Below are 24883 nucleotides of genomic sequence, written 5' to 3' on the forward strand. Positions count from 1 at the left end.
AGTCGCGCGGCCGGTCCCTTCAGGTGACCGGCCGCGGCGGATGGATCAGAAGCGGTAATCGAAGCCCAGCGTGAAGTAGCGGCCACGCAGGTCGTACTGGCTGAAGTCGTACGGCGCGCGGATGCCCGGGAACGAGGCGTCGTACGGCGGCGTCTTGTCGGCCAGGTTCTGCACCTTGGCGTACACGGTCAGCTTGTCCACGCCGGTGTAGGCCAGGTACAGGTCGTACTGGCTGTAGCTGCCGACGCGCGTCTGCACGGCCTTGGCCGCGGTGCTCGCTTCCTGGCGGTAGCCGCTGGTGTAGTACCAGGTCACGGCCGCGTTGAAATCACCATACTTCCAGTCCAGCGTGGTGGTGGCCTTGTCCTTGGGCAGGGTCGCGCCGAGGTTGCTGCCGGCGTAGTCCACCAGCGGGCCACCGACCACGGTCGGGCGACGGTAGTCGCGCACGTGGGTGTAGGCAGAAGACACGGTGAAGTCACCGAGCGCAGTGGTCGGGATGCGCTGGCGCAGTTCGACGTCGATGCCCGAGGTCTTCAGTTCGCTCAGGTTCTGGTAACGGTTGTAGACCGCCTGCAGCTTGCCGCGCTCGTCGCGCTGCACGGCACCGGCCACGTTGTCGTTGACCAGGGTCTGGGTGTTGTTGGTGCCGACCAGGTTGTCCAGCTGGATGCGGTAGTAGTCCACGCTCAGGTTGGTGTTGGCCCACGGCGACAGCACCACGCCGAAGTTCACGCTCCTGGTGCGCTCGGGCTTCAGTTCGTTGTTGCCGACGGTGAAGAAGGTCGGGTTCTGGCGCGAACCCGGCACGTCCGGATCACGCGGGTCGACCACGCTGCCGTAGGCGATGCTGGTGCTGTTGGAGTTCTCCGACAGCGACGGTGCACGGAAGCCCTTCGAGGCCGACGCACGCACCAGCAGGAAGTCCAGCGGCTGCCAGCGCAGGCCGATCTTCGGCGAGAACGCATCGCCGAAATCGTCGTAGTGGTCGGCGCGCGCGGCGGCGGACAGCTCCAGCGTCGAGGCCAGCGGCACGTTCACTTCGGCGTAGGCCGCACTGACCTGGCGCTTGCCGTGCACTTCGGCGATCGCCGGGCGCACCTGCAGGCCGGCATCGATCTGCCACGGGTTGTTGGAATCGAGCTTCTCGCGGCGCCACTCGGCACCCGCAGCGAAGCCGATCTCGCCGGCCCAGGTGTGGCCCAGGCCGCCGGAAATCTTCGCGTCGATGCCCTGCAGCTTGGATTCGGCCGGACGCAGCGTGGCGATGTTGATCGAGTCGCGCACCGACTGCGGCGTCGTCGCCGGATCCAGCAGGTTGTAGCTGCCCGAGGCCAGCGCATCGGCCAGTGCCCAGCGATTGGCGAAACCACCGGAGACGCTCTCGCGCTCGCTGCTGCGCGCGCCGAATGCGGCCACTTCCCAGTCCCAATTTGCGGTGGTGCCGCGCAGGCCGAACACACCGCGGTAGGCGGTGGAGCGGTTGGTCTTGATCGTGCCGCCGAGGTCGAAGAAGGTGTACTCGATCGGGATCGCACGGCCGTACGGGTTGTACGGATTGTTGGCCGGCAGCAGCGACGACACCGGCTCGGCCAGGCCGCTGTTCGCGTTCAATGCGAAGCGGCCGCTCTCCAGGGTGAAGAACGGGCTGCTGCCGAACCATGCGGCACTTTTGATCTGGCTGTACAGCACTTCGCCGAAGGCTTCGACGTTGTCGTTCAGGCGGAAGGTACCGTTGGCATAGGCCTGGTAGCGCTTGGTCGAGGGGATCAGCGTGGTGAACGGCGCCTGGTTGAAACCGCAGGTGTCACCGGCCAGTCCATCGATCGGTGCGCTGGCAACGCGGGTGGTGCCGGCCGGGCAGTTGCCGCTGGCATCGAGCATCGGTACCGACACGCCGTTGACCAGGTATCGCGCGCCCTTGGCCGACCAGCCGTTCCAGCGGCCACCGGGCTTGTCGGTGTAGATGCCGCTGCTGGTCAGGTTGCGCTCGTCCTGATCGAGGCGCTCGCGGTTGTAGCCCTGCAGGCTGAAGAGGATGTTGTAGCCATCGGTGTCGAGATCACCGAGGCCGCCGACGAACTTCAGGTTCTGCTCGTGCAGGCCGCCCTGGTCGGCACCGCCGAAGCTGCCGCCAATCTCGGCGCCTTCGAAGTTCTGCCGGGTGATGATGTTGACCACGCCGGCCACGGCATCGGAGCCGTACACGGCCGAGGCGCCGTCCTTGAGCACTTCGATGCGCTCGACCGCGACCAGCGGCAGCGCGTTGAGATCGACGAAGGTGTCGGACAGGCCGCCGGCCGGGAAGCCGTAGTTGGCCAGGCGGCGGCCGTTGAGCAGCACCAGTGTGTTCTTCTGCGACAGGCCACGCAGGCCGATGCCGGCCGAGCCGGAGGCCCAGCCGTTGTTGGTGGTTTCGTTGCTGGCGTTGCCGGTGTTGGCCGAGATCGAACGCAGCACGTCGGCCACGGTGGCCTTGCCGGTCTGTTCCAGCTGCTGGCGGCCGATCACCTGTACCGGGTTGGCGGCCTCGGTATCGGTGCGCTTGATGTTGGAACCGGTGACGCGCACGGCGGCCAGGGTGCTGGCTTCGCCACTGGCATCGGCGGAGGTTTCGGCGGCAGCGGACAAAGGCGCGGCCAGAGCGACGGCCAGGGCCGCCACGAGCAGGGTGTGCTTGGGCATGACGATGTGGGGGAGGTGGAAAGGGCGACGAAGTTCCGCAGTAATCCATGCCTGGCCGGGGTTCGACCAATAACATCTCTTCATGCGGATATAAGAGAAGCTATCATCTCTTCATCCGGATGAAAAGACTTACTTCACGAAAGACCAACATCCGCTCAGGCTGGCCGGCCACCTGCGGCGTACAATCGCACCATGGAAATCTTCAAAGTCTTCATGCTCGAGGCGGCGCACCGCCTCCCCAACGTGCCGCCGGGGCACAAGTGCGCGCGCCTGCACGGCCACTCGTTCCGGGTGGAACTGAAGGTCGAGGGCGAGCCCGGCGCGCAGACCGGCTGGATCATGGACTTCGGCGACGTGAAGGCGGCCTTCCAGCCGATCTATGACCGCCTGGACCACCACTACCTCAATGACATCCCCGGGCTGGAGAACCCCACCAGCGAGAACCTGGCGGTGTGGATCTGGAACGAACTCAAGCCCAGCCTGCCGGCGCTGAGCGAGATCACCGTGCACGAAACCTGCACGTCCGGCTGCCGTTACCGCGGCCCGGCCGCCTGATCAAGCCATTGATCTTGAATGGTTTCCAAAGGCGCCTGAGGCGCCTTTGTTATTTTTGTTGCATTGCGACATCAAGCGCGTATGCTGCAATGCATCAAGCCACTCCCTGATGCCATGGCCGCCGCCTTCAGCGATCGCTTCAGTGATGCCACCCGCCAGCTCGCCGCCGCGGCAACGCGCGCGAACCGGTTGGCATTGGAGAACGCGGAAAGCATGTTCGGCGTGCAGCTGAAGGCGATGGAGCGCAACCTGACCGCGACCGGCGGCTGGCTGGGCGAGCTGGCACGCGGCGAGGATGCTGCCGGAACGCTCTCCAAGGGCGCGCAACTGTGGCAGGACAACCTGCAGCGGCTGGGCCAGGCCCAGCAGGACGTGGTCGGTCTTGGCCTGCAGGCCAGCAAGGCCTGGTCCGAACTGGTGCAGGGCTACAACGAATCAACGGCGGACGCGGGCAACACCTGACGCGACGCAATGCTCATTGCGTGGGTCCCTCCCCCCACGCAATCCGGACCCGGCAGATCCCTCCCTCTGCCGGGTCTTTTTTTGCCTGGCGCCTGGATTGCAGGGCACTTCTTCGTCTCACTTCTCTGCGAACTGATGGGCCCCGCCGGGGCAGGCAGGGGCCTGGGCAAATGTCCCCCGGCGCCGGCCGTTGGCCGTCCCCTCCTCCTTTACTTTGCCCAGACCCCTGCCCGCCCCGACGAGGCTCGGCTTGCGGCAGGTAAAGCGCAGTGCTCGCGGCAGCCTTTCAATGAGGCGCCGGAGGACATTGGTACGCAAGGGCCTCCGCCCTGCGCCACGCAGAACCCATCGCGAAGGAAGCTCAGCGCCCGCGGCCACCGTGCCAGTGCTGGTGCCACGCCTGGAACATCAGCACGTTCCACAAGTGCGTGTGCCACTTGCGCTCACCGCGCAGGAACGCCTCCCAGATGGCGCGCACCCGTGCCGCATCGAAGCAGCCCTGGTTGCGCAGCAGCTGCGGGTCCAGCAGCGCCTCCGCCCAATCGCGCAGCGGACCCGCCAGCCATCGCGCCATCGGCGGGCCAAAGCCGCGCTTGGGGCGGTACACCAGCGGTTCGGGCAGGTAGCGCGCCAGCAGATGCTTCAGGATCAGCTTGTGCTCACCATCGTGGTACTTCAGGTGTTGCGGCAGGCGCCAGGCAAGGCGCACCACCTCCATGTCCAGCAACGGCGCACGCGTTTCCACGCCCGCCGCCATGCCGGCACGGTCGACCTTGGCGAGGATGCCTTCGGCCAGATCCATGCGGAAATCCAGCAGCTGGATGCGCGCCTCGGCCGGCAGCGCGGTGTCCTGCTGCTGGAAGATCGTCATCGGCTCGCGCGCGCCCAGCACTACCTGTGCCGGTTGCCGCCAGCGCGTCACGCGCTGCAGGTAGTGGCCTTCCACGTCGTTGGCAGCGACCTCGGCCACCAGTGCACGCCAGCCGCCGAGACGGCCCCGCTCGACATTCATGCGGTTGCCGCTGCGCCTTGCCAGGTCACGCACCCAGTCCGGCAGACCACCGCACAGGCGTGCATTGCGCAGCGCGCGGCCGTAGCTGGGGTGACCGAAGAACAGTTCATCGCCGCCGTCACCGGTCAGCGCCACCGGCTTGCGCGCACCCAACAGTTCGCTGGCCAGCAGGGTCGGCAGCTGCGAGGCATCGGCGAACGGCTCGCACCAGACCTGCGGCAGACGCTGCAGCAGGTCCAGGCCCTGGCGCGCGTCCATGCGGTGCAGGTGGTGCTGCACGCCCAGATGCCGCGCAACCTGCGAGGCCCAGTCGCTCTCGTCATGCCCGGGATCGTCGAAACCGACCGTCCACGCCTCGATCGGCAAGGTCGATTGGGCCTGCATCATCGCCGTCACCAGCGACGAGTCGGTGCCGCCGGACAGGAACGCGCCACACGCCAACGGCGAGTGCATGCGTGAAGCAATGGCCTTCTGCAACACCGCTTCCAGCTGGTCGGTGGCCTGCTCCAGGCTCGGCGCCGGCTGCAAGGGTTCCTGCAGCGCACGCTGCATCGCATCGCGTGCACACCAGTAGCGCGTTCCCCCTTCCGTCGCCTGGCTGGAACCGCCGGCGGCGTGGTCATCCCGATCGACGCGCAGCACCGCGCCGGCCACCAACTTGTGGATGCCGCGGTAGATGGTGTGTGGTGCCGGCACGTAGTCATGGCGCAGCAGCAGGCTCAGCGCATCCTGGTCGACGCTCGGGGAGAAGCCGGCGAAGGCCTGCAGTGCCTTCAATTCCGAGGCAAACAGGAACTGGCCCTGGCACCAGCCGTAGTACAGCGGCCGCTCGCCCACCGGATCGCGTGCCAGCCACAGCGCACGCGACTGGCGGTCCCATACGCTGAAGCCAAACGCGCCTTCGATGCGGGACAGTGTCCGCTCCACGCCCCATTCGACGATCGCCTGCAGCAGCAGCCGTGCATCGCTGCAGCTACGCGGCAGATCGCGCAGCTGCGCCTGCAGGTCGCTGCGGTTGTACAACCGCCCATCCAGGCACAGCACATAGCGGCCGCAGTCCGAGCTCAGCGGCTGCAACGGCATGTCCGTAGGCGCCCGGCAATGGCCCAGCGCCAGGCCGGCCCCGGCGTCGGTCCAGTAACCAATGCGGCCCCGGCCGCGTTGCTGCAGGGCGCGCAGCATCGGCGCCAGCTGCTGCAGCAGGTGCTCATCTTCGGCCGGTGGCAGCCAGGCCTCGACCACGCCGCTCATCGGGAACCTCCGCAGTGGCTGCGGCGGGACGGGTTCGGCAGACGGACGATGGCGAGCGACATGGGAACGGCACGCGGAGCGGAGGAGACTCCATGCTCGGCCCGCCCCCTGCCCCACGTCAGTCGCTCTGCTGTCAGCGTTGGTCACAGGACGTATCACAAAGGTAACGTTTTGTAACAGCATCAGGCTATGCTGGACGCCAAGTTGTTGCCGGGCCTGAGGCTCGGCCCGTGCGCCAGCAACCCCGGCTGAATGGCGCCCGCCCACGGGACCCGGGCGGCCTGAAGGCTGGGATAGCATCGCCGCGCTCGTGCCGTGGCGGTACGTATGCCCCACGGAGGCCTTGAAAGTGCTGGATATCGTACTGGTTGAAGACGATGCCCGCCTGGGTACGATGGTCAGTGACTATCTGCAACGGCATGGCTACCAGGTGGCCCATGAGCGCAGCGGCGAGCGCGCGGTAGCCCGGATCCTGGCCGAGAAGCCTGCGCTGGTGCTACTTGATGTCGGCCTGCCCGACCAGGATGGTTTCGAAGTGTGTCGGCAGATCCGGCCCCACTATGACGGCATCATCTGCGTGCTGACCGCCCGTACCGACAACATCGACCAGGTGCTGGGGCTGGAGCTGGGCGCCGACGACTACATCGGCAAACCGATCGAACCGCGGGTACTGCTGGCCCGGCTGCGTGCCCACCTGCGCCGCCACCGCCGGGTCGAGCCGCGCGATGGCAGCCTGCGCTTCGGCGAACTGAACATCGACCCGTCCACCCGCAACGTGCACCTGCAGGGCGCCCAGCTGGAGCTGACCACCGCCGAGCTCGACCTGCTGTTCCTGCTGGCCAGCAACGCGGGACAGATCCTCGACCGCGACGCGCTGCTGCGCGGCCTGCGCGGGATCGCCTTCGATGGCCTCGACCGCTCGATCGATGCCCGTATCTCGCGCCTGCGCCGCAAGCTGGGCGACAACCCGGAACAGCCGGAACGGATCAAGACCGTGCGCGGCCGTGGCTACCTGTTCAGCCGATCGGCATGGGGATGAAGCGCACGCCTTCGGCGATGCGCGGCCACGCCTTCCACTTCCTGCGCTACGGCATCGGCTTCCTGGTCGCCCACCTGCTGCTGATCGTGCTCGGCCTGTGGGCCTGGGATGCACTGCTGGAGGACCGCACCGAAGCCGGCCTGCAGGCCGAAATGCGGGGCACCCATGCCCTGCTGCAGCACCGCTTCGCAGAAACCCCGCGCGAGCAGTGGCCGACGCTGGCGCGCGAACTGGATGCCGACTTCGCCTACGCGCTGCGCATGGTGCCGCTGGCCGAAGCGGTGAAGGAACTGCCGTCCAGCCAGCGACCGCCGTTCAACAACGGCCGTGTGCAGATCGACCTGGAACACATGCGCAGCCTGCAGCGGATTGGCGACAGCGACTACGCCGTGATGCTGGGGCCACTGGACGAAGCGCTGCCCGATGAGGGCTGGCAGGACAGCGAAGTATCCGGCGTGGCGATCCTGCTGCTGATCCTGATGGTGGCGGTGGCGCTGCCGATGTACGTGATGGTGTACCGGCTGTGGCGCGACGTCTCGCAGCTGGCACAGGCAGCCCGGCAGATGCGCGATGGCCAGTTGGACACACGTGCGCCACGCGCCGGCACCGCGCTGGTCCGTCCGCTGGCCAACGCTTTCAACCACATGGCCGAGCAGCTGCAGCAGCTGCTGGAAAGCCAGCGGGTGCTGGCACAGGCGGTGGCGCACGAGGTGCGTACGCCGCTGGCACGGATGCGCTTCGGCCTGACCGACCTGGAAGACACCGCGCTGGACGAGATCCAGCGTGATGCTCTGGGCGGCCTGCGTACCGACGTCGATCGGCTGCAGCATCTGACCGATGCCGGCGTCGAGTACGCCGCCCTCGGCCGCTGCCATCAGCTGACCCGGCAACGCCTGCAGTTGGCCGCACTGGTACGCGGCGTGGTGGCGCAGTTCGCACCGCTGCCAATGCCGGTACAGCAGGCGCTGTCGCCGGCGGGCCTGGTCAACGTCAACCGGCACATGCTGGAACTGGCGCTGCGCAACCTGCTCGGCAATGCCCTGCGTTATGCACGGCGGCAGATCCGCATCGCCAGCACGATCGACGACGGTTGGCTGTGCCTGCTGGTGGAGGACGACGGCCCCGGCATCGCGCCCGAACTGCGCGGCCAGGTATTGCAGCCTTACGTGCGGCTGGACCCTGGCAGCCCCGGTTTCGGGCTTGGCCTGGCGCTGGTGCAGGTGGTGGCGGACAAGCACGGCGGCCACGTCGAGGTGACCGACTCGGAACTGGGCGGGGCCTGCATCCGCCTGCACCTGCCGCTGGAAAGCAGCAGTGTCGCGGCATGCGAGGCCGCCCGCTAGACCACCGGTTCCGCGCGCGGCAACGCAAACACGAACAACGCGCCACGCTCACTGTCACGCAGCTCGATGCGGCGGCCATGCAGCTGCACGATGCGCTGCACGATCAGCAGGCCCAGCCCGCCGTTCTCGCCACGCCGCGCCCCCAGCGCGGCCGGTGCCTGGAACAGCTGCGTGCGCAGTGCAGGGGCAACACCAGGACCATCATCGGCCACGCTCACCTCGACGCTGTCCGGCGTCGCGCGCAGGCGCACCTCGATCCGGCCACCGTCGGGCGCATGCCGCAGCGCGTTGTCGAGCAGGTTGGTCAGCACCCGCTCGAGCAGGCCCAGATCGGCCCGCACCAGCGGCAGGCCCGGCGGGAAATCCGCGTGCATGCGCTGATTGCGCGCCTGCGCCGCCAACTCGAATTTCTGCAGTACGTCCTGCAGCAGTTCCGGCAGCGCGAACACTTCCCACTCCAGCCGCACTTCGCCGTGCTCCAGCCGCGCCAGCTCGAACAGCGCGCGTGCCAATCGACCCACCTTGGCACTCTGCGCCAGGGCGATGCCGAGATAGCGGCCGCGCTCGTCCGGCGACAGCGTGGCATCCTTCAACGCCAGCGTTTCCAGGTAGCCATGCAGCGACGACAACGGCGTGCGCAGGTCGTGCGAAATATTGGCGACCAGCTCGCGCCGCTGCAGGTCCTGCTGGCGCAGCTGCTGCCATTGCTCACCCAGCCGCTGCGCCATCTGCGCGTGCGCGTGTTCGAGGATCACCAGTTCGTCGCGCTCGCCGGGACGCAGCGGCTCGGGCGGCGGCAGTGGCGTCGGCGCATCGATGTCGAAGGCCTGGATGCGCCGGGTCAGCCGTCGCAACGGGCGGGTCACCCAGTAGAACGCTACCAGCCCGGCCAGCAGGCCCAGGCTGCCGACAAGCATCACCGACCACAGCGTGGTGTTCCACTGACTGCCGGCGGCGAGGTCGTCGGACAACATCTGCCGGTGTTCGCCGACCAGCACCACGTACACATAACCGGCCTGGCGACCCTGCACGATCAGCGGCGCGGCGCTGAACACCTTGCGGCCGTCCTGGCTGCGCGGGTCATCGCCGAGGATCGGCAACGGTGCACCGGCCAGCAGCCGGCGCAGCGGTGCCACGTCCACCCGGTTGCGCACCAGATGGCCAGTGGGCGCATCGTGGCCCAGGATGCGGCCCTGGTCATCCAGCAGGTAGACCTCGACGCTGGGATTGACCGCCATCAGCTGGCCGAACAACGCGCGCACCGCCGCATCGCGCATGCCGCTGGTATCCATCAGCTCGCTGCGCTGGGCGATGTGCTCGGCCAGGCCCAGCGACAACCGCTGCACCACCTCCTGCTCATGGCGGGTATTGGCACGCATCTGCAGCGCCAGCAACGCCATGCAGCACATCAGCATCAGCGCGGCGATCACCGCCGCCAGCTTCTGCCACAGGTTCGGCTTGATCATGCCGCCGCCCCGGCCGGGTCGACCAGCTTGTAGCCGCGTCCCCACACCGTCAGCAGCCGCCGTGGGTTGGCCGGGTCCGGCTCGATCTTGCTGCGCAACCGATTGATGTGGGTGTTGACCGTGTGCTCGTAACCGTCGTGCTGGTAGCCCCAGACCTGGTTGAGCAGCTCCATGCGCGCGAACACCTGGTCCGGATGCCGGGCAAAGAACAACAGCAGGTCGAACTCGCGCGGGGTCAGCTCCAGCGCGTTGCCATCCACCGACGCGGTGCGCGCGACCGGGTCCAGCTGCAGGCCGCCCAGCTCGATCGCACCGGCATCGATGCGTGCGCTCTGCGCCATCGCCTCGGCCCGGCGCAGCAGCGCACGCACGCGGGCCACCAGTTCCGGCATCGAGAAGGGCTTTGCCAGGTAGTCATCCGCGCCCAGTTCCAGGCCGACGATGCGCTGCGTTTCGCTGCCACGCGCACTGATGATGATGATGGGTACATAACGCGCCATCGCGCGTGCACGCTGGCAGACCTGCAGGCCGTCCACGCCGGGCAGCATCACGTCCAGCACCAGCGCGTCCCACGGGCCTTCCTGCTCAAGCAGGCGCAGGCCGGCATCGCCGCTGGCGGCATGGGCGACGTCGTAGCCCTCATCGCCCAGGTGCATGCTCAGCAGGTCGGCGATGTGGGCATCGTCTTCAACGATCAGCACGCGTTTGGTGGACATCGGCAGCTCGGGGCCAGTGGGGAGGCTGGCTGCATTGTGGCGCGGGACGGTCGCCGATACCTCACGAAAAATTGAATCCTGCGTGAGGATTCGTTGACCCGGGCGGGCGCAGCATGGCCCCGTCGCCCCATCCCGGAGTCCGCCATGTCCCTTACCCGCCGCCATCTGCTGGGCCTGGGCGGTATTGCCACCGCGGCCGGCCTGTTCGGCCTGGGGTCCTGCAGCCGTGCCGCCCCGGCCGCCGCCGAGGCACGTCCGGCACGGCAGTTCGAGGTCATGCTCAGCGACGCCGACTGGCGCCAGCGCCTGACCCCGGCGCAGTACGCGGTGCTGCGCCAGCAGGGCACCGAGCGCCCGTACAGCAGCCCGCTCAACAAGGAACACCGGCAGGGCACCTTCGCCTGTGCAGGCTGCGCGTTGCCGCTGTTCTCCTCTTCCACCAAGTTCGAGAGCGGCACCGGCTGGCCCAGCTTCTGGGCACCACTGCACAGCGCCATTGGCGAAGACCGCGACGTCACCTTCGGCATGCTGCGGGTGGAGGTGCACTGCCGACGCTGCGGCGGCCATCTCGGCCACGTGTTCAACGACGGCCCGCACCCGACCGGGCTGCGCTACTGCATGAACGGTGCGGCGATGGTGTTCGTTCCCGGTGCCGGAGATGGCACCGCCGACGGCTGGCGCGTGCCGGTCGGTTCTTCCCCTGTTTCCGGAGCCTGACGATGCTGCTGTTGCTGCTGGCCTTCCTCGGCGGTGCGCTGACCCTGCTCAGCCCCTGCATCCTGCCGGTACTGCCGTTCGTGTTCGCACGTGCCGACCGCCCCTTCCTGCGCAGCACACTGCCGCTGCTGCTGGGCATGGCGCTCACGTTCACCGTGGTCGCCAGCCTGGCTGCAGTGGGCAGCCAATGGGTGGCACAGGCCAACCAGATCGGACGCTGGATCGCCCTGGTGCTGATGGCGCTGTTCGCGCTGGCATTGCTGTGGCCGCGGTTGGCCGACCATCTGCTGGCGCCGTTCCAGCGCGTGGGTGCGCGACTGAGCGCGCATGCAGATGCCGCCGATGCCGCAGGTAATGGCGGCGCGTGGACCTCGCTGTTGATCGGCATCGCCACCGGCCTGCTGTGGGCACCCTGCGCTGGGCCGATCCTTGGCCTGGTGCTGACCGGTGCCGCGCTGCACGGCGCCAGCGTCGGCACCAGCACCCTGCTGCTGGCCTACGCGCTGGGCGCCATCACCGCACTGGCGCTGGCGGTCTGGGTCGGTGGCCGCGTGTTCAGCGCGCTGCAGGCACGGCTTGGCCTCGGCGATGTGCTGCGCAAGGTGCTGGGCGTGGCCGCGCTGCTGGCGGTGGTGGCGATCGGCCTGGGCTGGGATACCGGTCTGCTCACCCGCCTCTCAACGGTCAGCACCGCACGCATCGAACAGCGCCTGCTTGACGCGGTTCCCGGTGCCCAGCCGGCGGCACCGCCGATGATGATGATGGCCGGTGCCAATGCTGGCGCCGACGCGCCGCTGCCGGTGGAAGGCACCCTGCCCGCGCTGGACGGTGCTACGGGCTGGCTCAACAGCCCTCCGCTGACCGCCCAGCAGTTGCGTGGCAAGGTGGTGCTGGTCGATTTCTGGACATACTCCTGCATCAACTGCCTGCGTGCGATGCCGTTCGTGCACGAATGGGAGCGCCGCTACCGCGACCACGGCCTGGTGGTGATCGGCGTGCATACGCCGGAGTTCGCCTTCGAGCGTGACCCGCGCAACGTGATGAAGGCGGTGCAGCAGCTGAAGGTCGCCTACCCGGTGGCGCTGGACAACCAGTACACGATCTGGCGCGCGTTCAACAACCGTTACTGGCCGGCGCAGTACTTCATCGATGCACAGGGCAACATCCGCGGCCACCAGTTCGGCGAAGGCAACTACGCGCGCTCGGAACAGGTGATCCGTCGACTGCTGACCGAAGCGGGCCAGACCAATCTGCCGCCACCTGCGGATCCCGCCGCCGCAGACCTGCAGGGCGTAGCGGCGCAGGCCGACATGGGCAACCTGCGCTCGCCGGAAACCTACCTCGGCCACGCCCGTGCCGAGCAGTTCGCCTCGCCCGGTGGACAGCGCAGCGACACCTCGTTCGATTACACATTGCCGGCAACCCTCGCGTTGAACCAGTGGGGCCTGTCCGGACGCTGGACCGTTACCGACGAGGCTGCGCAGCTGCAGCAGGCCGGTGGCCGCATCGCCTTCCAGTTCCATGCGCGTGACCTGCACCTGGTGCTGGCGCCGGGCCAGGAAGGAAAGCCGGTGCGCTTCCGCGTGCTGATGGATGGCAAGCCGTTGCCCGCCACCGATGCCGGCACTGATATCGGCGCCGATGGCAGCGGCGTGGTCAACGAGCACCGCTTGTACCAGCTGGTGCGCCAGCGCGGCACGGTCGGCCCGCACCGCTTCGAGATCGAATTCCTCGATGCGGGCGTGCAGGCCTATGCCTTCACCTTCGGTTGAACCGGGAGGACATGATGAAACTCTCCTTTGAACAGGGCATTGCCGCCGGTGTTGCCGGATTGGTGGCCACGGCACTCATCGCCGGCGTGCTGCTGGTTGACCACGGCGCGATTGCGGCACCGGTCGATGCCAGCGCGCAGGCCAAGGCGCTGCCAGCACCCAGCGGCGATGCCGCGTTCCGCGATGACGCCACCCACGCCAGCGTGGTGTTTGCCGGTGGCTGCTTCTGGGGTGTGCAGGGCGTGTTCCAGCACGTCAAGGGCGTGAGCAATGCGGTCTCCGGCTACATCGGTGGCAGCGCTGCCAACGCGCGTTACGAACGGGTCAGCAGCGGCCAGACCGGCCATGCCGAGGCGGTGAAGATCGACTATGACCCGCGCCAGGTCAGCTACGGGCAGCTGATGCAGGTGTTCTTCTCGGTGGCGCACGACCCGACCCAGCTCAACCGCCAGGGGCCCGACCACGGCAGCCAGTATCGATCGGCCATCTTCAGCGATGACGCCCGCCAGCAGGCCGCCAGCCGCGCCTACATCACCCAGCTCGGCCAGGCCGGCAGCTACCGCGCGCCGATCGTCACCCAGCTGGTCAGCGGCCAGCGCTTCTACCCGGCCGAGAGCTACCACCAGAACTACATGACGAACTATCCCCAGGCGGCCTACATCCGCTACTACGACGCGCCGAAGCTGGCCGCCCTGGGCAGGCAGTTCCCAGGGCTGTACCGGCGCGATGCGGTACTGGTGCCGATGCGCTGACGGCACTCCGTGGGCCCGGCTGCCCCACCGCTGTAGAGCCGAGCCCACGCTCGGCTGCTGTTGGCGGAAAAGCAGCCGAGCATGGGCTCGGCTCTACACACAAAAAAAGACGCACGGCCATCCAGCCGTGCGCTTGGAAAGTACCGGCCGTGCCCCGATCAGGCCCGGCCGACAACGACATGCTAGGCTCGTCATCATCATGGGTACAGCACCAGATGACGGGATATTCGATGGATACAGATGACCACAGCGCGATGATCCCTCCCCGCTACCAGCGGCTGTCCGATGAACTGGCCGAGGCCATTCACGGCGGCCGGCTTCCCGTAGGCAGCCGCCTTCCCTCGCTGCGGCAGATGGCGTTGCAGCGCCGGCTCAGCCTGAACACGGTGATCGCCGCCTACCGCCAGCTGGAAGACGCCGGCCTGGTGATTCCGCGGCCGAAAGCCGGCTTCGAGGTAGCGCCACGGCTTTCGGTGCCGGAACGGTCGTTACGCGATGCCCCATCCGCGCCCACCGCACCGCTGCAGCAGGTGCTGATGGCGCGCGTGCTTGAGGCGCAGCGCCGCCCGGGCGTGATCGATCTGGCCTTCGCCGGCCCGCGTGGACGCCAGTTCTACCCCGGCGCGCAGCTGGCCAAGCACACCGCGCAGGTGCTGCGCCATGGCCAACAGACGGTGGAGACCTACGCGCGCCCGAATGGTTCACCGCGGCTGCTGGCGCAGATCGTGCGCCGTGGTCCGCGCATGGGCCTGCACACCCACGCCGAGCGCCTGCTGCTGACCCACGGTGCAATGGAAGCGCTGCAACTGGCGTTGCGTGCAGTGACCCAGCCCGGCGACGCGGTCGGCATCGAAGCACCGTCCTACTTCAATCTGTACCCGCTGCTGGCCAACCTCGGCCTGCAGGCCATCGAACTGCCCACCCACCCGCAGCACGGCCTGGACGTCGACGCGCTGGATGCGATGCTGGCGCACACGCCGCTGGCCGCGCTGGTAGTGATGCCCACGGTGCACAACCCGCTGGGCTGCACCATGCAGACCGCCGACAAGCAGCGCCTGGCCGAACTGGTCAACGCGCGCCAGCTGCCGTTGATCGAAGATGCGGTGTACGCCGAGCTGCAGTTCTGCGAACCGCCTGCGCCCTTGCTGAAGGCGTTTGATCGCGACGGCTGGGTGATGGTGGTCGGCGGTTTTTCCAAGACGCTGGCGCCGGATTACCGCATCGGCTGGCTCGATGGTGGCCGCTTCGCCGAGCGCATCGCGCTGCTGAAGTTCCAGTCCACCGGAGGCGAACCCCAGCTGCTGGGTGATGCGGTGGCGGCCTATCTGGAAGCCGGCAGCTACGAGCATCACCTGCATCGCATGCGTCGCCTGTATCGCGAGCAGGTCGGGCGGTTGCGCCAGCTGGTGGCCGAGCACTTCCCGGTCGGCACCCGCGCCACCGAACCGCAGGGCGGTTTCCTGCTGTGGCTGGAACTTCCGGGTATCGATACGCGCGAGCTGTTCGAGCGTGCGCTGCAGGAGGACATCGTGTTCATGCCCGGCCAGGTGTATTCGCGCGGCGCGCGCTACCGGCACTGCCTGCGGCTGTCGTGCTGCCAGACGCTGGATGCGCGCTTCAACGGGGCGGTGGAGAGGATGGGCGCGATCGCGCGGGAGCTGGCGGCGCGCTGATTGATGGGTAGAGTCGACTGTTGGTCGATTGCTCTTCACCGCACGCCCAGAAATCCCGCGCTGCGCGCGAGAGTCGACTGACAGTCGACTCTACCCTCTCCGGCATCGRTTTCGCGCTTCAATCTGTAGAGTCGACTGTTAGTCGACTGMTCTTCGCCATACACCCGAAAATCCCGCGCTTCGCGCGAGAGTCGACTGACAGTCGACTCTACCCTCTCCGGCATCGRTTTCGCGCTTCAATCTGTAGATTCGACTGTCAGGCGACTGCTCATCGCCGTACGCCCAGAAATCCCGCGCTGCGCGCGAGAGTCGACTGACAGTCGACTCTACCCTCTCCGGCATCGATTTCGCGCTTCAATCTGTAGAGTCGACTGTTGGTCGACTGCTCTTCGCCATACACCCGAAAATCCCGCGCTGCGCGCGCGAGTCAACTGACAGTCGACTCTACCCTCTCCGGTCGATTTCGCGTTTCAGCACATCAGACGTCGAACAGATGCGCGCTCAGTGCTTCGCCGTCCGACCCCGGCAGATACGGCAGTCGCGCCCAGCACGGCATAGGCAGGCGCTGCTGCAGCGTGGCGATGTTTTCATCCTGGCGCTGCATCGCTGGATCGATGTGGTTGCCGATCCAGCCCAGGCAGTCCACGCCGCTGGCTTGCAGCGATTGCGTGGTCAGCCGCGCGTGGTTGACGCAGCCCAGTCGCATGCCCACCACCAGCAGCACCGGCAACTGCAGTGCCCGCACCAGGTCCAGCTGGTCCAGCGAAGCCGAGACCGGCGCCAGCCAGCCGCCCACGCCCTCCACCACCACGATGTCGGCCTGCGCACGCAGCCGCGCGAACGCGGCCACGATCGGCGCCAGTTCCACCTGCACGCCGTCCTCGGCAGCGGCAAGTTCCGGTGCCAGCGGTTGCCGCAGCGCATACGGGTTCAGGTCCGCATAATCCGGCACCGGCCAGCTGGCCGCCTGCAGCGCGAGCGCATCCTCGTTGCGCAGACCCTGGCCCCGATCTTCGCTGCCGCTGGCTACCGGCTTCATGCCGACCGCACGCAGGCCACGCCGGCGCAGCGCATGCAGCAGTGCAGTGCTGGCTGCGGTCTTGCCGATCTCGGTATCGGTGCCGGTAATGAACAGGGCCGGCGGCAAGGTGGCGGGCAACGGCATCGATAAGCTCCAACGGGGCAACAGAGCGTGCATTATCGCCGGCCCGGCGCGCTTGCTAGACTGCAGCCATGTTCGCCAATGCCTCGCTCACCGGCAGCAAGCCGGAACAATACGCCCAGCTGCTGGAACAGGCCCGTGGCCTGGTCTACGGCGAGCCCGACCGCATCGCCAACGCGGCCAACCTCTCCGCACTGGTCTATCACGCCCTGCCCGACCTGAACTGGGTGGGCTTCTACCTGTACGACGGCAAGGAGCTGGTGGTCGGCCCGTTCCAGGGCCTGCCGGCCTGCGTGCGCATCCCGCTGGACAAGGGCGTGTGCGGTGCCGCCGCCAGCCAGCGCGTGACCCAGCGCGTAGAGGACGTCGACGCCTTCCCTGGCCATATCGCCTGCGATTCGGCCTCGCGCTCGGAACTGGTGGTGCCGCTGCTGCGTGGCAATGAACTGATCGGCGTGTTCGACATCGACAGCCCGAAGGTGGGCCGCTTCGACGCCGAGGATCAGGCCGGCCTGGAAGCCATCGCCCGCGTGTTCGTCGAGGCGTTGGGATGAACGCACCGAAGCTGCGCAACATCGGCCCGAAAAGTGCAGCGTGGCTGCGACAGGTCGGCCTGCGCAGCCGCGACGACCTGGTCGCGATCGGGGCGGTCGGCGCCTTCGTCAAGGTCAAGCGTGCCGGCTTCAAGCCCAGCCTGAACCTGCTGTACTCGCTGGAAGGCGCGCTGCTGGACTGCCACTGGCAGGAACTGAGCGAGCCGCAGCGTGAGGCGCTGGTACAGGACTATGAAGCGCGTATCGCCGCGCATCCGCTGAAGGCGGCCGGCCCGGCCTCGGGACCGGTGCATGAGCAGCGCTTCGGTGCCGATGATGACGCTGAGGACAGCGTGACCGAGGGCGCGGACGAGGATTGAGGCCTGCGTGTTCCTGGGAATGCCGGCCAGCGGCCGGCACTACCACGGTGATGCGGGATCGGTAGCGCCGGGCCATGCCCGGCGAGTGCGATCAGGGCTGCTGCAGCTCCATCAGCTCGCCCACCAGCCCGACCTCACCCCGCTCCAGCCATACACGCAGGCGCGTGCCGTGGTCGATTCGCAGCGCCCAGCTCAGCGACATCGGCAGGCCGCAGACCTGCGACAGCACCATGCGCAGTGGCCCGCCATGGCTCACCACCAGTGTGGGCACCGGGTCATCGTCATCAAGCAGGCGATCCAGCGCGCGCGCGATGCGCCGCTCGAAATGCCCCCAGCTCTCGCCGTTCGGCGGTGGGAACCCATGCGGATCGGCGTGGAAGGCCGCCAACGCGTCCTCCGGCAGATCGAACAGCGAATGCCCGTCCCAATCGCCGAAATCCAGCTCCTCCCATTCCTCGTCCGCTTCCACATTCAACCCGCGCGGCGTGGCGAGCGCCATGGCGGTATGCAGCGCGCGCAACCGCGGCGAACTGATCACCCGCTCCCAGGGTTGCGCGGCATAGGCCTCGACCAGTTCCTGCGGCAGGCCGGCCAGCTGCGGTGGGTCGCTGCGGCCATCAAGGAACTCATCACGGCCGTTGCCGGCATGGCGGACCAGGTCGAGGATCATGCGTGCGCCCTGTACAGGCAACGCGAAAACAGCGGAAAACGGGCGGACATCGGCAACAACACCACGGGATCGAACGGCCATTCTAAAGGCAGTGAAGCAAGCCCGACGCTACAGACCACGGCGATGCCGTAGACTGCGCGCACTTCCAGGTGACCTGCGGCCACGGCCGGCAGGTTGAAACGGGAAGCCGGTGACGCGTGATTCCACGCCAGGCCGGCGCTGCCCCCGCAACGGTAAGCACGTCAGTTCCAGGCAACACCGCCACTGTGCCGCAGGCATGGGAAGGCGCCTGGACGGTGGCCTCGGGCCACCCGGCGGCGAGCCCGGAGACCGGCCCGGAAGCCTCAGGTCGCGATGCGGTGGGCATGGCGCTGGATGACCGTGGCGTGCGCTGCGGCATCGGCGCATGCCTGCCTTCGCGGCTCCTCCCCTTCGCCACGCGGGCGTGCGTGGCACCTGGAGTCCCCCATGAAGCTGCAGTCCCGATTGCTGTCCCTGGCCGTGCTGGCCGCCCTGCCCACGCTGGCCCAGGCCAACGAGGACACCACTGCGCTCGACCAGATCCTGGTCACCGCCACCCGCACCCCGATCGCCCTGCAGGACAGCATCGCGCCGGCACAGGTGATCGACCGCGCGCAGATCGAATCCAGCCAGGCGACCTCGCTGCAGGAACTGCTGCGTGGCCGCGCCGGCATCAACCTCACCAATGCCGGCGGGCTCGGCAAGCAGAGCTCGCTGTTCCTGCGCGGTACCAACTCCAGCCACACCGTGGTGCTGGTCGATGGCGTGCGCATCAACAGCGCTGACCTCGGCCTGGCCATGTACCAGGACCTGCCGCTGGCGCAGATCGAACGCGTGGAAATCGTGCGCGGCCCGCAGTCGAGCCTGTACGGCGCCGACGCCATCGGTGGCGTGATCCAGATCTTCACCCGCCGCAACCAGGGCGATTTCGCCCCGCACTTCCAGCTCGGTGGTGGCAGCAACGGCCTGCGTGAAGCCAGCGGCGGCATCGGCGGCGGCACCGAGCGTGGCTGGTTCGGCGCCGACATCGCCTACCAGCATTCCGACGGCATCGATGCCTGCCGCGGTTCTTCCTCGGTGTTCACTGCCGGCTGCTTTGCCGACGAACATGATCGCGACGGCTACCGCAACCTGTCCAAGAGCCTGCGCGGCGGTTACAGCTTCAACGACCAGTGGAACGTGGAAGGCAGCGCACTGCGCGCCGATGGCAAGAACCACTACGACGGCTACTACAACTATTCCGAGACCCGCCAGCAGGTGCTGGCCGGCAAGGTGCGCTACACCCCGTCCGAACGCCTGGCATTCACTGCCAACGTCGGCCGCAGCGACAATGAATCCGACAACTTCGGCGCACCGGGGGTGTTTGGCAGCGCGCAGACTCATCGTGACAGCGCCTCGCTGCAGGGTGACTTCGGTGTGGCCGAGGGCCAGCTGCTGAGTGTCGGCGTGGACTGGAGCGAAGACAATCTGGACGGCAGCAGCGCCGGGTATCTCGTCGACAGCCGCCGCAACACCGGCGTGTTCGTGCAGTACCAGGGACGCTTCGGCCGCCACCAGCTGCAGGTCAGCGCCCGCAACGACGACAACCAGCAGTTCGGCAACCACGCCACCGGCAGCCTCGGCTGGGCGATGCAGCTGGAGCATGGCCTGCGCGTCAATGCCAGCTACGGCACGGCGTTCAAGGCACCCACCTTCAGCGATCTGTACGACCCGTGGAGCGGTGTGCCGACCTTGAACCCGGAGAAGTCCAAGAGCGCCAACCTGGGCGTTTCGCAGCAGGGACAGGGCTGGCACTGGGGCCTGGACCTTTATGAAACCCGCATCGATGACCTGATCACCTACGATGCGTCCACGATGAAGATGCAGCAGGTAGAGAAGGCACGCATCCGTGGTGCGGAACTGACCGGTGGCGTGCTGCTGGCCGGCTTCGACATCAACGCACAGCTGAGCTACACCGACCCGCGCAACCGCACCGGCGGCAGCACCCAGTTCGACAACTGGCTGCCACGCCGCGCGCAGCAGACCGCGCGCCTGGACATCGACCGCCGCTACGGCGACTTCCGCGCCGGCCTGACCGTGCAGGGTGCCGGCAAGCGCTACGACGATGCCGCCAACTCGGTGAAGGTGGGAGGCTACGGCACGCTGGATCTGCGCGCCGAGTACGCGCTGACGCCGTCGTGGTCGCTGCTGGCACGAGCCGCCAATGTGTTCGACCGCCGCTACGAGACCGTGGCGTGGTTCAACCAGCCCGGCCGCGAGTACCAGTTGAGCGTGCGTTACCAGCCGAAGTGAAAGAAGGCGCCGGGCATTGCCCGGCGCCTTCTCTGTAGAGCCGAGCCCATGCTCGGCTCAGGCAGCAAAGCAGCCGAGCATGGGCTCGGCTCTACACCGGGACGCCGGCGGCCAATCCCGGCAATTCGCGCAGGTCATCGATCACCGCCACCGCATGCGCGGTGGCCATGTCCAGGCCGCGCGGATAGCCGTAGCGCACCAGTGCGATCGGCATGCCGGCATCTTCGGCGGCGCGGTAGTCGGTCAGCGAATCACCCACCATCAGGCAGGCGTCCACCGGCAGCCCGAAGTGCGCGGCGATATGGCGCAACGGTTCACCGCTGGGCTTGCGCTGCGGCAGCGAATCGCCGCCCAGTATCAGCGCGAACGCATCACCGATGCCCAGGTGCTGCAGCAGCGGTGGCACCAGCGCTTCGGGCTTGTTGGTGCAGATCGCCAGCGGCACGTTGCGTGCACGCAGTTGCGCCAGCGCTTCACCCACGCCATCGAACAGACGCGGGCTGCGCAGCAGGCATTCGCGGTAGTGCACCATGAATACCGGCATCACTTCGGCCAGGTCGACTTCGCGGCAGGTGGCATGCACGGCCTGTTCGACCAGGCGGCGCACACCGTCGCCGATCCAGCCCAGCACCGTGGCTTCCGGTACGCGTGCCACACCGATGTCCTCCAGCGTGCGGTTCAGCGCTTCGGCGATATCAGCTGCGCTGTCGACCAGCGTGCCATCAAGGTCGAACACGACCAGCGGATAGGGATACGACAAGGGACGGCACCTGCATGACGTGGGGCCGTCCATTGTACGCCGCTGGTTTTTGCACCGATCCGCCTCAGCCGATCCGGCGCGCGCGCGTGGCCAGGAACGTGGGCAGGTAGCGGTCGATCAGGAAGCGCGGCTGCGGCTGCCAGTCTTCCATGAAGCGATCGATGACGAAGCCGGCATCCAGCTGCCCGCCGATCAGTTCGGTCAGGCTGTGGCCGAAGGTCAGTGCATCGCCCCGTGCCAGCTTCGCCTCGCGCTCGTCCGGTGCCAGATCTTCCAGATCCGAATAGGGAATGGCGTACTGCGGACGGATCAGGCCCTGTGCGTCCAGCTGTGGATCGCGCGCGCCGACGAACAGCACAGGATTGTAGAAGCTGGCCATCAACAGGCCGTCGCGCGCGAGGACACGATGGCACTCGCTCCACACCGGGCGGACGTCGGGCACGTACAGGTTCGAGATCGGCTGGAACACCACGTCGAAGCTGTCGTTGGCGAAGGCGTGCAGATCGCGCATGTCACCCTGCACGGTGCGCAGCTGCAGGCCATCGCGCGCCGCCACCTGGCGGTCCTGTTCGAGTTGCCCATCGGACAGATCGAACACGGTAACGTCGGCGCCCGCAGCAGCCAGCACCGGAGCCTGCTGGCCACCGGCAGATGCCAGGCACAGGATGCGACGGCCACGCACATCGCCCAGCCAGTCCAATGGCAGCGGGCGCGGGGTCAGGTGCACCTGCCATCGCCCTTCGCGGGCAGCGGCGACGGTGGCGCTGTCCACCGGGCGCGACCATTCGCGCACTTCGCTGGCCTGGCGGTCCCAGGCAGCACGGTTGTGGTCGATCAAGGCCTGTCCATGGTTCATGCGTTCTCCTTGCCCGATGGGCGCCAATCCAGATCCTGGAAGGACGGGCTGGCGAAGCATTCGGCCAGGAAATCCAGGAATCGCCGCATGATAACGGGCTGCTGGCGGCGTGATGCGTACACCGCATGAATGCCCAGTTCGTCCAGACTGAACTCGGGCAACAGCTCGATCAGTTCGCCGCTGCGCAACAAGGGGGCCACCTGGTAGGTCGGCAGCATGGCGATGCCGGCGCCGGCACGCACCGCCTCCAGCAGCAGCGAGGCCTCGTTTGCGCTGATGTTGCCGCCCACCGCCACTGACAGCGAACGGCCATCGCGGTGCAGCTGCCACAGGCTCTTACCGACGTAGTGATGGGTCAGGCAGTTGTGCGCGGCCAGGTGTTCCGGTGCGGTAGGCGTACCGCGTGCCTGCAGGTAGGACGGCGTCGCGCACAGCACCGAGCGGCAGGTGGCCAGCCGTCGCGCGATCAGGCTGGGGTCGATCTGGCGCGCGATGCGTACGGCCAGGTCCACGCGCTCTTCCACCAGGTTGACCATGCGGTCGACCAGCAGCAGTTCGATGCGCGCCGCCGGGTGGCGTGCGACGAAACCAGCCACCGCCCGCGCCAGGTGGCTCTGCCCGAACGACACGCTGGCGGTCACCCGCAGCGTGCCGTGCGGCTCGGGATCGTCGCTGGCCAGCTCGCCCTGCAGTTCCTCGCCGATGGCCAGCATCTGCCGGAAGCGCGCCAGCGCCGCCTCGCCGGGGCCGGTCAGGCTGACCCGGCGCGTGGTCCGGTGCAACAGGCGCGCCCCCAGCCAGCCCTCGACCTCGGCCAGGTAGCGGGTGACCATCGCCCGTGACATGTCCAACACCTCGGCGGCGGCGGTGAGGCTGCCGCGCTCGGCCACCTCGACGAACACGGTCATGGCGGTCAATCGGTCCATCTGCTCGATCCATGCAACAAACAAGCGCGTTATACGCTGTTTTTCGAGCGAATGCAGCGACCTAGAGTGGCCCCATTCCCACCCCACACCGCCCCACGGAGTCCTGCCATGAAGATCGCCCTCGTCGGTTCCACCGGCAACATCGGCCGCCAGATCGCTCGCCACGCGCTGGCCAACGGCCATGAACTCACCGTCATCGTGCGCAGCGCGCGGGACCTCCCGGCCGAACTGGCCGGCGCCCATCCGGTGATCGCCTCGCTGGATGACCAGGACGCGCTGGTCGCCGCCATCGCCGGCCACGACGTGCTGGCCAGCGCCTACGGCCCGCGCCCGGGCGATGACATCGGCCGCGTCGGCGAGGTCGCCGCGCAGCTGGCTGCCGCCGCACGCAAGGCCGGCGTGCCCCGCCTGGTGGTGGTCGGCGGTGCCGGCAGCCTGGAAGTCGCACCCGGCGTGCAGCTGGTCGATACCCCCACCTTCCCTGAGGCCTACAAGCCGTACGCGCTGGCCCATCGTGAAGCCTTCAACCGCCTGCAGGCGGTGGACGACCTGGACTGGACCTTCTTCTCACCGGCCGCCGAAATCGGTCCGGGCGAAGAACGCGGCCAGTACCGCGTGCAGCCCAAGGCCTTCCTGACCGACGCCAGCGGCCACAGCCGCATCAGCTACGCCGACTATGGCGCCGCCTTCGTCGCCGAGCTGGAAGCGCACCAGTACCCGAAGCAGATCATCACCGCGGCGTACTGATCGACACGCGAGCCCTGCAGAGCCAAGCCCGCGCTCGGCTCCCCACCCGACACAAGGAACTCCCCATGCGCACCGCTGCCCTGCTGCTTCCCCTCGCGTTGGCCGCCGGCTTCGCCAGTGCTCCGCTGCTGGCCGCACCGGCAACCGTCGCGCCGGCCACGGCGACGAAATCCCAGCTGTACCTGCAGACCTTCCATCCCGGCCCGCAGGCATTGTTCTCAGTGTCCTCGGTGCTGATCGAAGGCCGCCATGACGCGATTCTGGTGGACGCGCAGTTCGGCGCCAGCGATGCGCGCAAACTGGTCGAGCTGATCCGCACCAGCGGCAAGCAGCTGACCACGATCTACATCAGCCACGGCGATCCGGATTACTACTTCGGCCTGGCCACCCTGCAGGATGCCTTCCCACAGGCACGCATCGTCGCCACCGCGCAGACCGTTGCGCACATCCAGCAGACCCAGGCCGGCAAGCTGGCCTACTGGGGACCGAAGATGGGCGCCGACGTGCCGGCACGCATCGTGGTGCCACAGGTGCTGCAGGGTGATGCCCTGCAACTGGAAGGCCAGCGCCTGCCGCTGATCGGCCTGGATGGCCCGACCCCGGACCGCACGGTGCTGTGGGTGCCGTCGCTGCGCGCGATCGTCGGTGGCATTCCGGTGGTGGCCGGTGAGCATGTGTGGATGGCCGATACGCAGACGCCGAAATCGCACGCCGACTGGTTGCAGACCCTGCAGCGCTTGCAGGCGCTGAAGCCGAAGACGGTGGTACCGGGACACTACGCGCCGGGTGCAGCGCTGGATGCGAGTGCGCTGCGCTTTACCGCGGAGTACATCCGAGCCTTCGATACCGAGACGGCAAAGGCAAGGGACAGTGCGGCACTGGTGAAGGCGATGCAGGCGCGCTATCCAAAGCTGGCCGGGGAAGCTTCGCTGGAGCTGAGCGCGAAAGTGGCCAAGGGCGAGATGCAGTGGCCATGAGGTAGATGTTTTCTTTGCAGGGCTGCGCCCTGCACCTGCAGAGGCAGCAGCAACAGCAGAAGCTGTTTCCTGAGAGTGGGGGGGGGGGGGGGGGGGGGGGGGGGGGGGGGGGGGGG

22 protein-coding genes and 1 riboswitch are annotated in these 24883 nt (G+C 67.7%); of the genes, 13 read left to right on the forward strand and 9 right to left on the reverse strand.

The features are described 5' to 3' along the window. Positions 1 to 45: 45 nt before the first annotated feature. Positions 46 to 2685, reverse strand: a complete 2640-nt coding sequence (locus D7Y61_RS05315) for a TonB-dependent receptor plug domain-containing protein (RefSeq protein ID WP_180865403.1) — start codon at positions 2683 to 2685, stop codon at positions 46 to 48. 192 nt (positions 2686 to 2877) lie between these two features. Here D7Y61_RS05315 and queD point away from each other — a divergent pair, with 192 nt between their 5' ends. Both queD and D7Y61_RS05325 read left to right on the forward strand, forming a co-directional pair. Continuing rightward, positions 2878 to 3240: a 6-carboxytetrahydropterin synthase QueD gene (gene queD, locus D7Y61_RS05320; protein WP_049444904.1), complete on the forward strand. Its 363-nt coding sequence runs from the start codon at positions 2878 to 2880 to the stop codon at positions 3238 to 3240. A 114-nt stretch (positions 3241 to 3354) separates the two neighbouring features. Continuing rightward, on the forward strand, positions 3355 to 3702 hold the full coding sequence (locus tag D7Y61_RS05325) for a phasin family protein (protein ID WP_180865404.1): 348 nt from the start codon (positions 3355 to 3357) through the stop codon (positions 3700 to 3702). Between the two features lie 361 nt (positions 3703 to 4063). On the opposite strand, the gene asnB is transcribed toward D7Y61_RS05325, so the two are convergent. Then, a complete protein-coding gene (gene asnB / locus D7Y61_RS05330; protein WP_180865405.1) occupies positions 4064 to 5965 on the reverse strand; it encodes an asparagine synthase (glutamine-hydrolyzing) in 1902 nt (633 codons plus the stop codon). Between the two features lie 349 nt (positions 5966 to 6314). Here asnB and D7Y61_RS05335 point away from each other — a divergent pair, with 349 nt between their 5' ends. Beyond that, complete coding sequence (locus D7Y61_RS05335; protein WP_180865406.1) at positions 6315 to 7004, forward strand: winged helix-turn-helix domain-containing protein; 690 nt, start codon at positions 6315 to 6317, stop codon at positions 7002 to 7004. Then, entirely contained in the window at positions 7001 to 8347 is a 1347-nt protein-coding gene (locus D7Y61_RS05340) for an ATP-binding protein (protein ID WP_180865407.1), read from the forward strand. The genes D7Y61_RS05335 and D7Y61_RS05340 overlap by 4 nt, the downstream gene beginning before the upstream one ends. On the opposite strand, the gene D7Y61_RS05345 is transcribed toward D7Y61_RS05340, so the two are convergent. Continuing rightward, positions 8344 to 9813, reverse strand: a complete 1470-nt coding sequence (locus D7Y61_RS05345) for a sensor histidine kinase (protein ID WP_180865408.1) — start codon at positions 9811 to 9813, stop codon at positions 8344 to 8346. The genes D7Y61_RS05340 and D7Y61_RS05345 overlap by 4 nt on opposite strands. Continuing rightward, on the reverse strand, positions 9810 to 10529 hold the full coding sequence (locus D7Y61_RS05350; protein ID WP_180865409.1) for a response regulator transcription factor: 720 nt from the start codon (positions 10527 to 10529) through the stop codon (positions 9810 to 9812). The genes D7Y61_RS05345 and D7Y61_RS05350 overlap by 4 nt, the downstream gene beginning before the upstream one ends. 144 nt (positions 10530 to 10673) lie before the next feature. Between D7Y61_RS05350 and msrB the strand changes: the two genes are divergently transcribed. The 4 genes from msrB to D7Y61_RS05370 all read left to right on the forward strand — a co-directional run bounded on the left by msrB (position 10674) and on the right by D7Y61_RS05370 (position 15443). After that, a complete protein-coding gene (gene msrB / locus D7Y61_RS05355) occupies positions 10674 to 11246 on the forward strand; it encodes a peptide-methionine (R)-S-oxide reductase MsrB (protein ID WP_180865410.1) in 573 nt (190 codons plus the stop codon). A gap of 2 nt (positions 11247 to 11248) precedes the next feature. Further along, on the forward strand, positions 11249 to 13018 hold the full coding sequence (locus tag D7Y61_RS05360; protein ID WP_180865411.1) for a cytochrome c biogenesis protein DipZ: 1770 nt from the start codon (positions 11249 to 11251) through the stop codon (positions 13016 to 13018). A gap of 14 nt (positions 13019 to 13032) precedes the next feature. Further along, positions 13033 to 13770 (forward strand): peptide-methionine (S)-S-oxide reductase MsrA, encoded by a 738-nt coding sequence (gene msrA / locus D7Y61_RS05365; protein WP_180865412.1) that lies wholly within the window; start codon positions 13033 to 13035, stop codon positions 13768 to 13770. 230 nt (positions 13771 to 14000) lie between these two features. Then, positions 14001 to 15443, forward strand: coding sequence for a PLP-dependent aminotransferase family protein (locus tag D7Y61_RS05370; RefSeq protein ID WP_180865413.1), 1443 nt, complete (start codon positions 14001 to 14003; stop codon positions 15441 to 15443). Between the two features lie 478 nt (positions 15444 to 15921). Here the strand turns inward: D7Y61_RS05370 and bioD are convergent, their stop codons facing one another. Beyond that, entirely contained in the window at positions 15922 to 16608 is a 687-nt protein-coding gene (gene bioD, locus D7Y61_RS05375; RefSeq protein ID WP_180865414.1) for a dethiobiotin synthase, read from the reverse strand. Positions 16609 to 16676: 68 nt separating this feature from the next. Here bioD and D7Y61_RS05380 point away from each other — a divergent pair, with 68 nt between their 5' ends. Beyond that, a complete protein-coding gene (locus D7Y61_RS05380) occupies positions 16677 to 17159 on the forward strand; it encodes a GAF domain-containing protein (protein WP_180865415.1) in 483 nt (160 codons plus the stop codon). Beyond that, a complete protein-coding gene (locus tag D7Y61_RS05385) occupies positions 17156 to 17518 on the forward strand; it encodes a TfoX/Sxy family protein (protein WP_180865416.1) in 363 nt (120 codons plus the stop codon). Before D7Y61_RS05380 ends, D7Y61_RS05385 begins: the two co-directional genes overlap by 4 nt. 91 nt (positions 17519 to 17609) lie before the next feature. Here the strand turns inward: D7Y61_RS05385 and D7Y61_RS05390 are convergent, their stop codons facing one another. Beyond that, the gene (locus tag D7Y61_RS05390; RefSeq protein WP_180865417.1) at positions 17610 to 18188 is read right to left on the reverse strand and encodes a histidine phosphatase family protein; all 579 of its coding nucleotides are present in this window, start codon (positions 18186 to 18188) and stop codon (positions 17610 to 17612) included. 130 nt (positions 18189 to 18318) lie between these two features. Beyond that, positions 18319 to 18541, forward strand: a riboswitch (cobalamin riboswitch). 115 nt (positions 18542 to 18656) lie between these two features. On the opposite strand from D7Y61_RS05390, the gene btuB reads away from it, so the two are divergent. Further along, positions 18657 to 20501 carry a TonB-dependent vitamin B12 receptor gene (gene btuB, locus D7Y61_RS05395; protein ID WP_180865418.1) on the forward strand — a complete coding sequence of 615 codons (1845 nt, stop codon included), beginning with the start codon at positions 18657 to 18659 and terminating at the stop codon, positions 20499 to 20501. A gap of 91 nt (positions 20502 to 20592) precedes the next feature. Here the strand turns inward: btuB and gph are convergent, their stop codons facing one another. The 3 genes from gph to D7Y61_RS05410 all read right to left on the reverse strand — a co-directional run bounded on the left by gph (position 20593) and on the right by D7Y61_RS05410 (position 23043). After that, positions 20593 to 21261 (reverse strand): phosphoglycolate phosphatase, encoded by a 669-nt coding sequence (gene gph, locus D7Y61_RS05400; RefSeq protein WP_180865419.1) that lies wholly within the window; start codon positions 21259 to 21261, stop codon positions 20593 to 20595. A 64-nt stretch (positions 21262 to 21325) separates the two neighbouring features. After that, positions 21326 to 22117 carry a class I SAM-dependent methyltransferase gene (locus D7Y61_RS05405; RefSeq protein WP_180865420.1) on the reverse strand — a complete coding sequence of 264 codons (792 nt, stop codon included), beginning with the start codon at positions 22115 to 22117 and terminating at the stop codon, positions 21326 to 21328. Beyond that, entirely contained in the window at positions 22114 to 23043 is a 930-nt protein-coding gene (locus tag D7Y61_RS05410; protein ID WP_180865421.1) for a LysR family transcriptional regulator, read from the reverse strand. The genes D7Y61_RS05405 and D7Y61_RS05410 overlap by 4 nt, the downstream gene beginning before the upstream one ends. 108 nt (positions 23044 to 23151) lie before the next feature. Between D7Y61_RS05410 and D7Y61_RS05415 the strand changes: the two genes are divergently transcribed. Beyond that, positions 23152 to 23790: an NAD(P)-dependent oxidoreductase gene (locus D7Y61_RS05415; protein WP_180865422.1), complete on the forward strand. Its 639-nt coding sequence runs from the start codon at positions 23152 to 23154 to the stop codon at positions 23788 to 23790. A 65-nt stretch (positions 23791 to 23855) separates the two neighbouring features. Next, positions 23856 to 24767: an MBL fold metallo-hydrolase gene (locus D7Y61_RS05420; RefSeq protein ID WP_180865423.1), complete on the forward strand. Its 912-nt coding sequence runs from the start codon at positions 23856 to 23858 to the stop codon at positions 24765 to 24767. The last annotated feature ends 116 nt before the right edge of the window (positions 24768 to 24883 follow it).

Source organism: Stenotrophomonas maltophilia, assembly GCF_013464485.1.
In the GTDB taxonomy this organism is placed as follows: domain Bacteria; phylum Pseudomonadota; class Gammaproteobacteria; order Xanthomonadales; family Xanthomonadaceae; genus Stenotrophomonas; species Stenotrophomonas maltophilia_AW.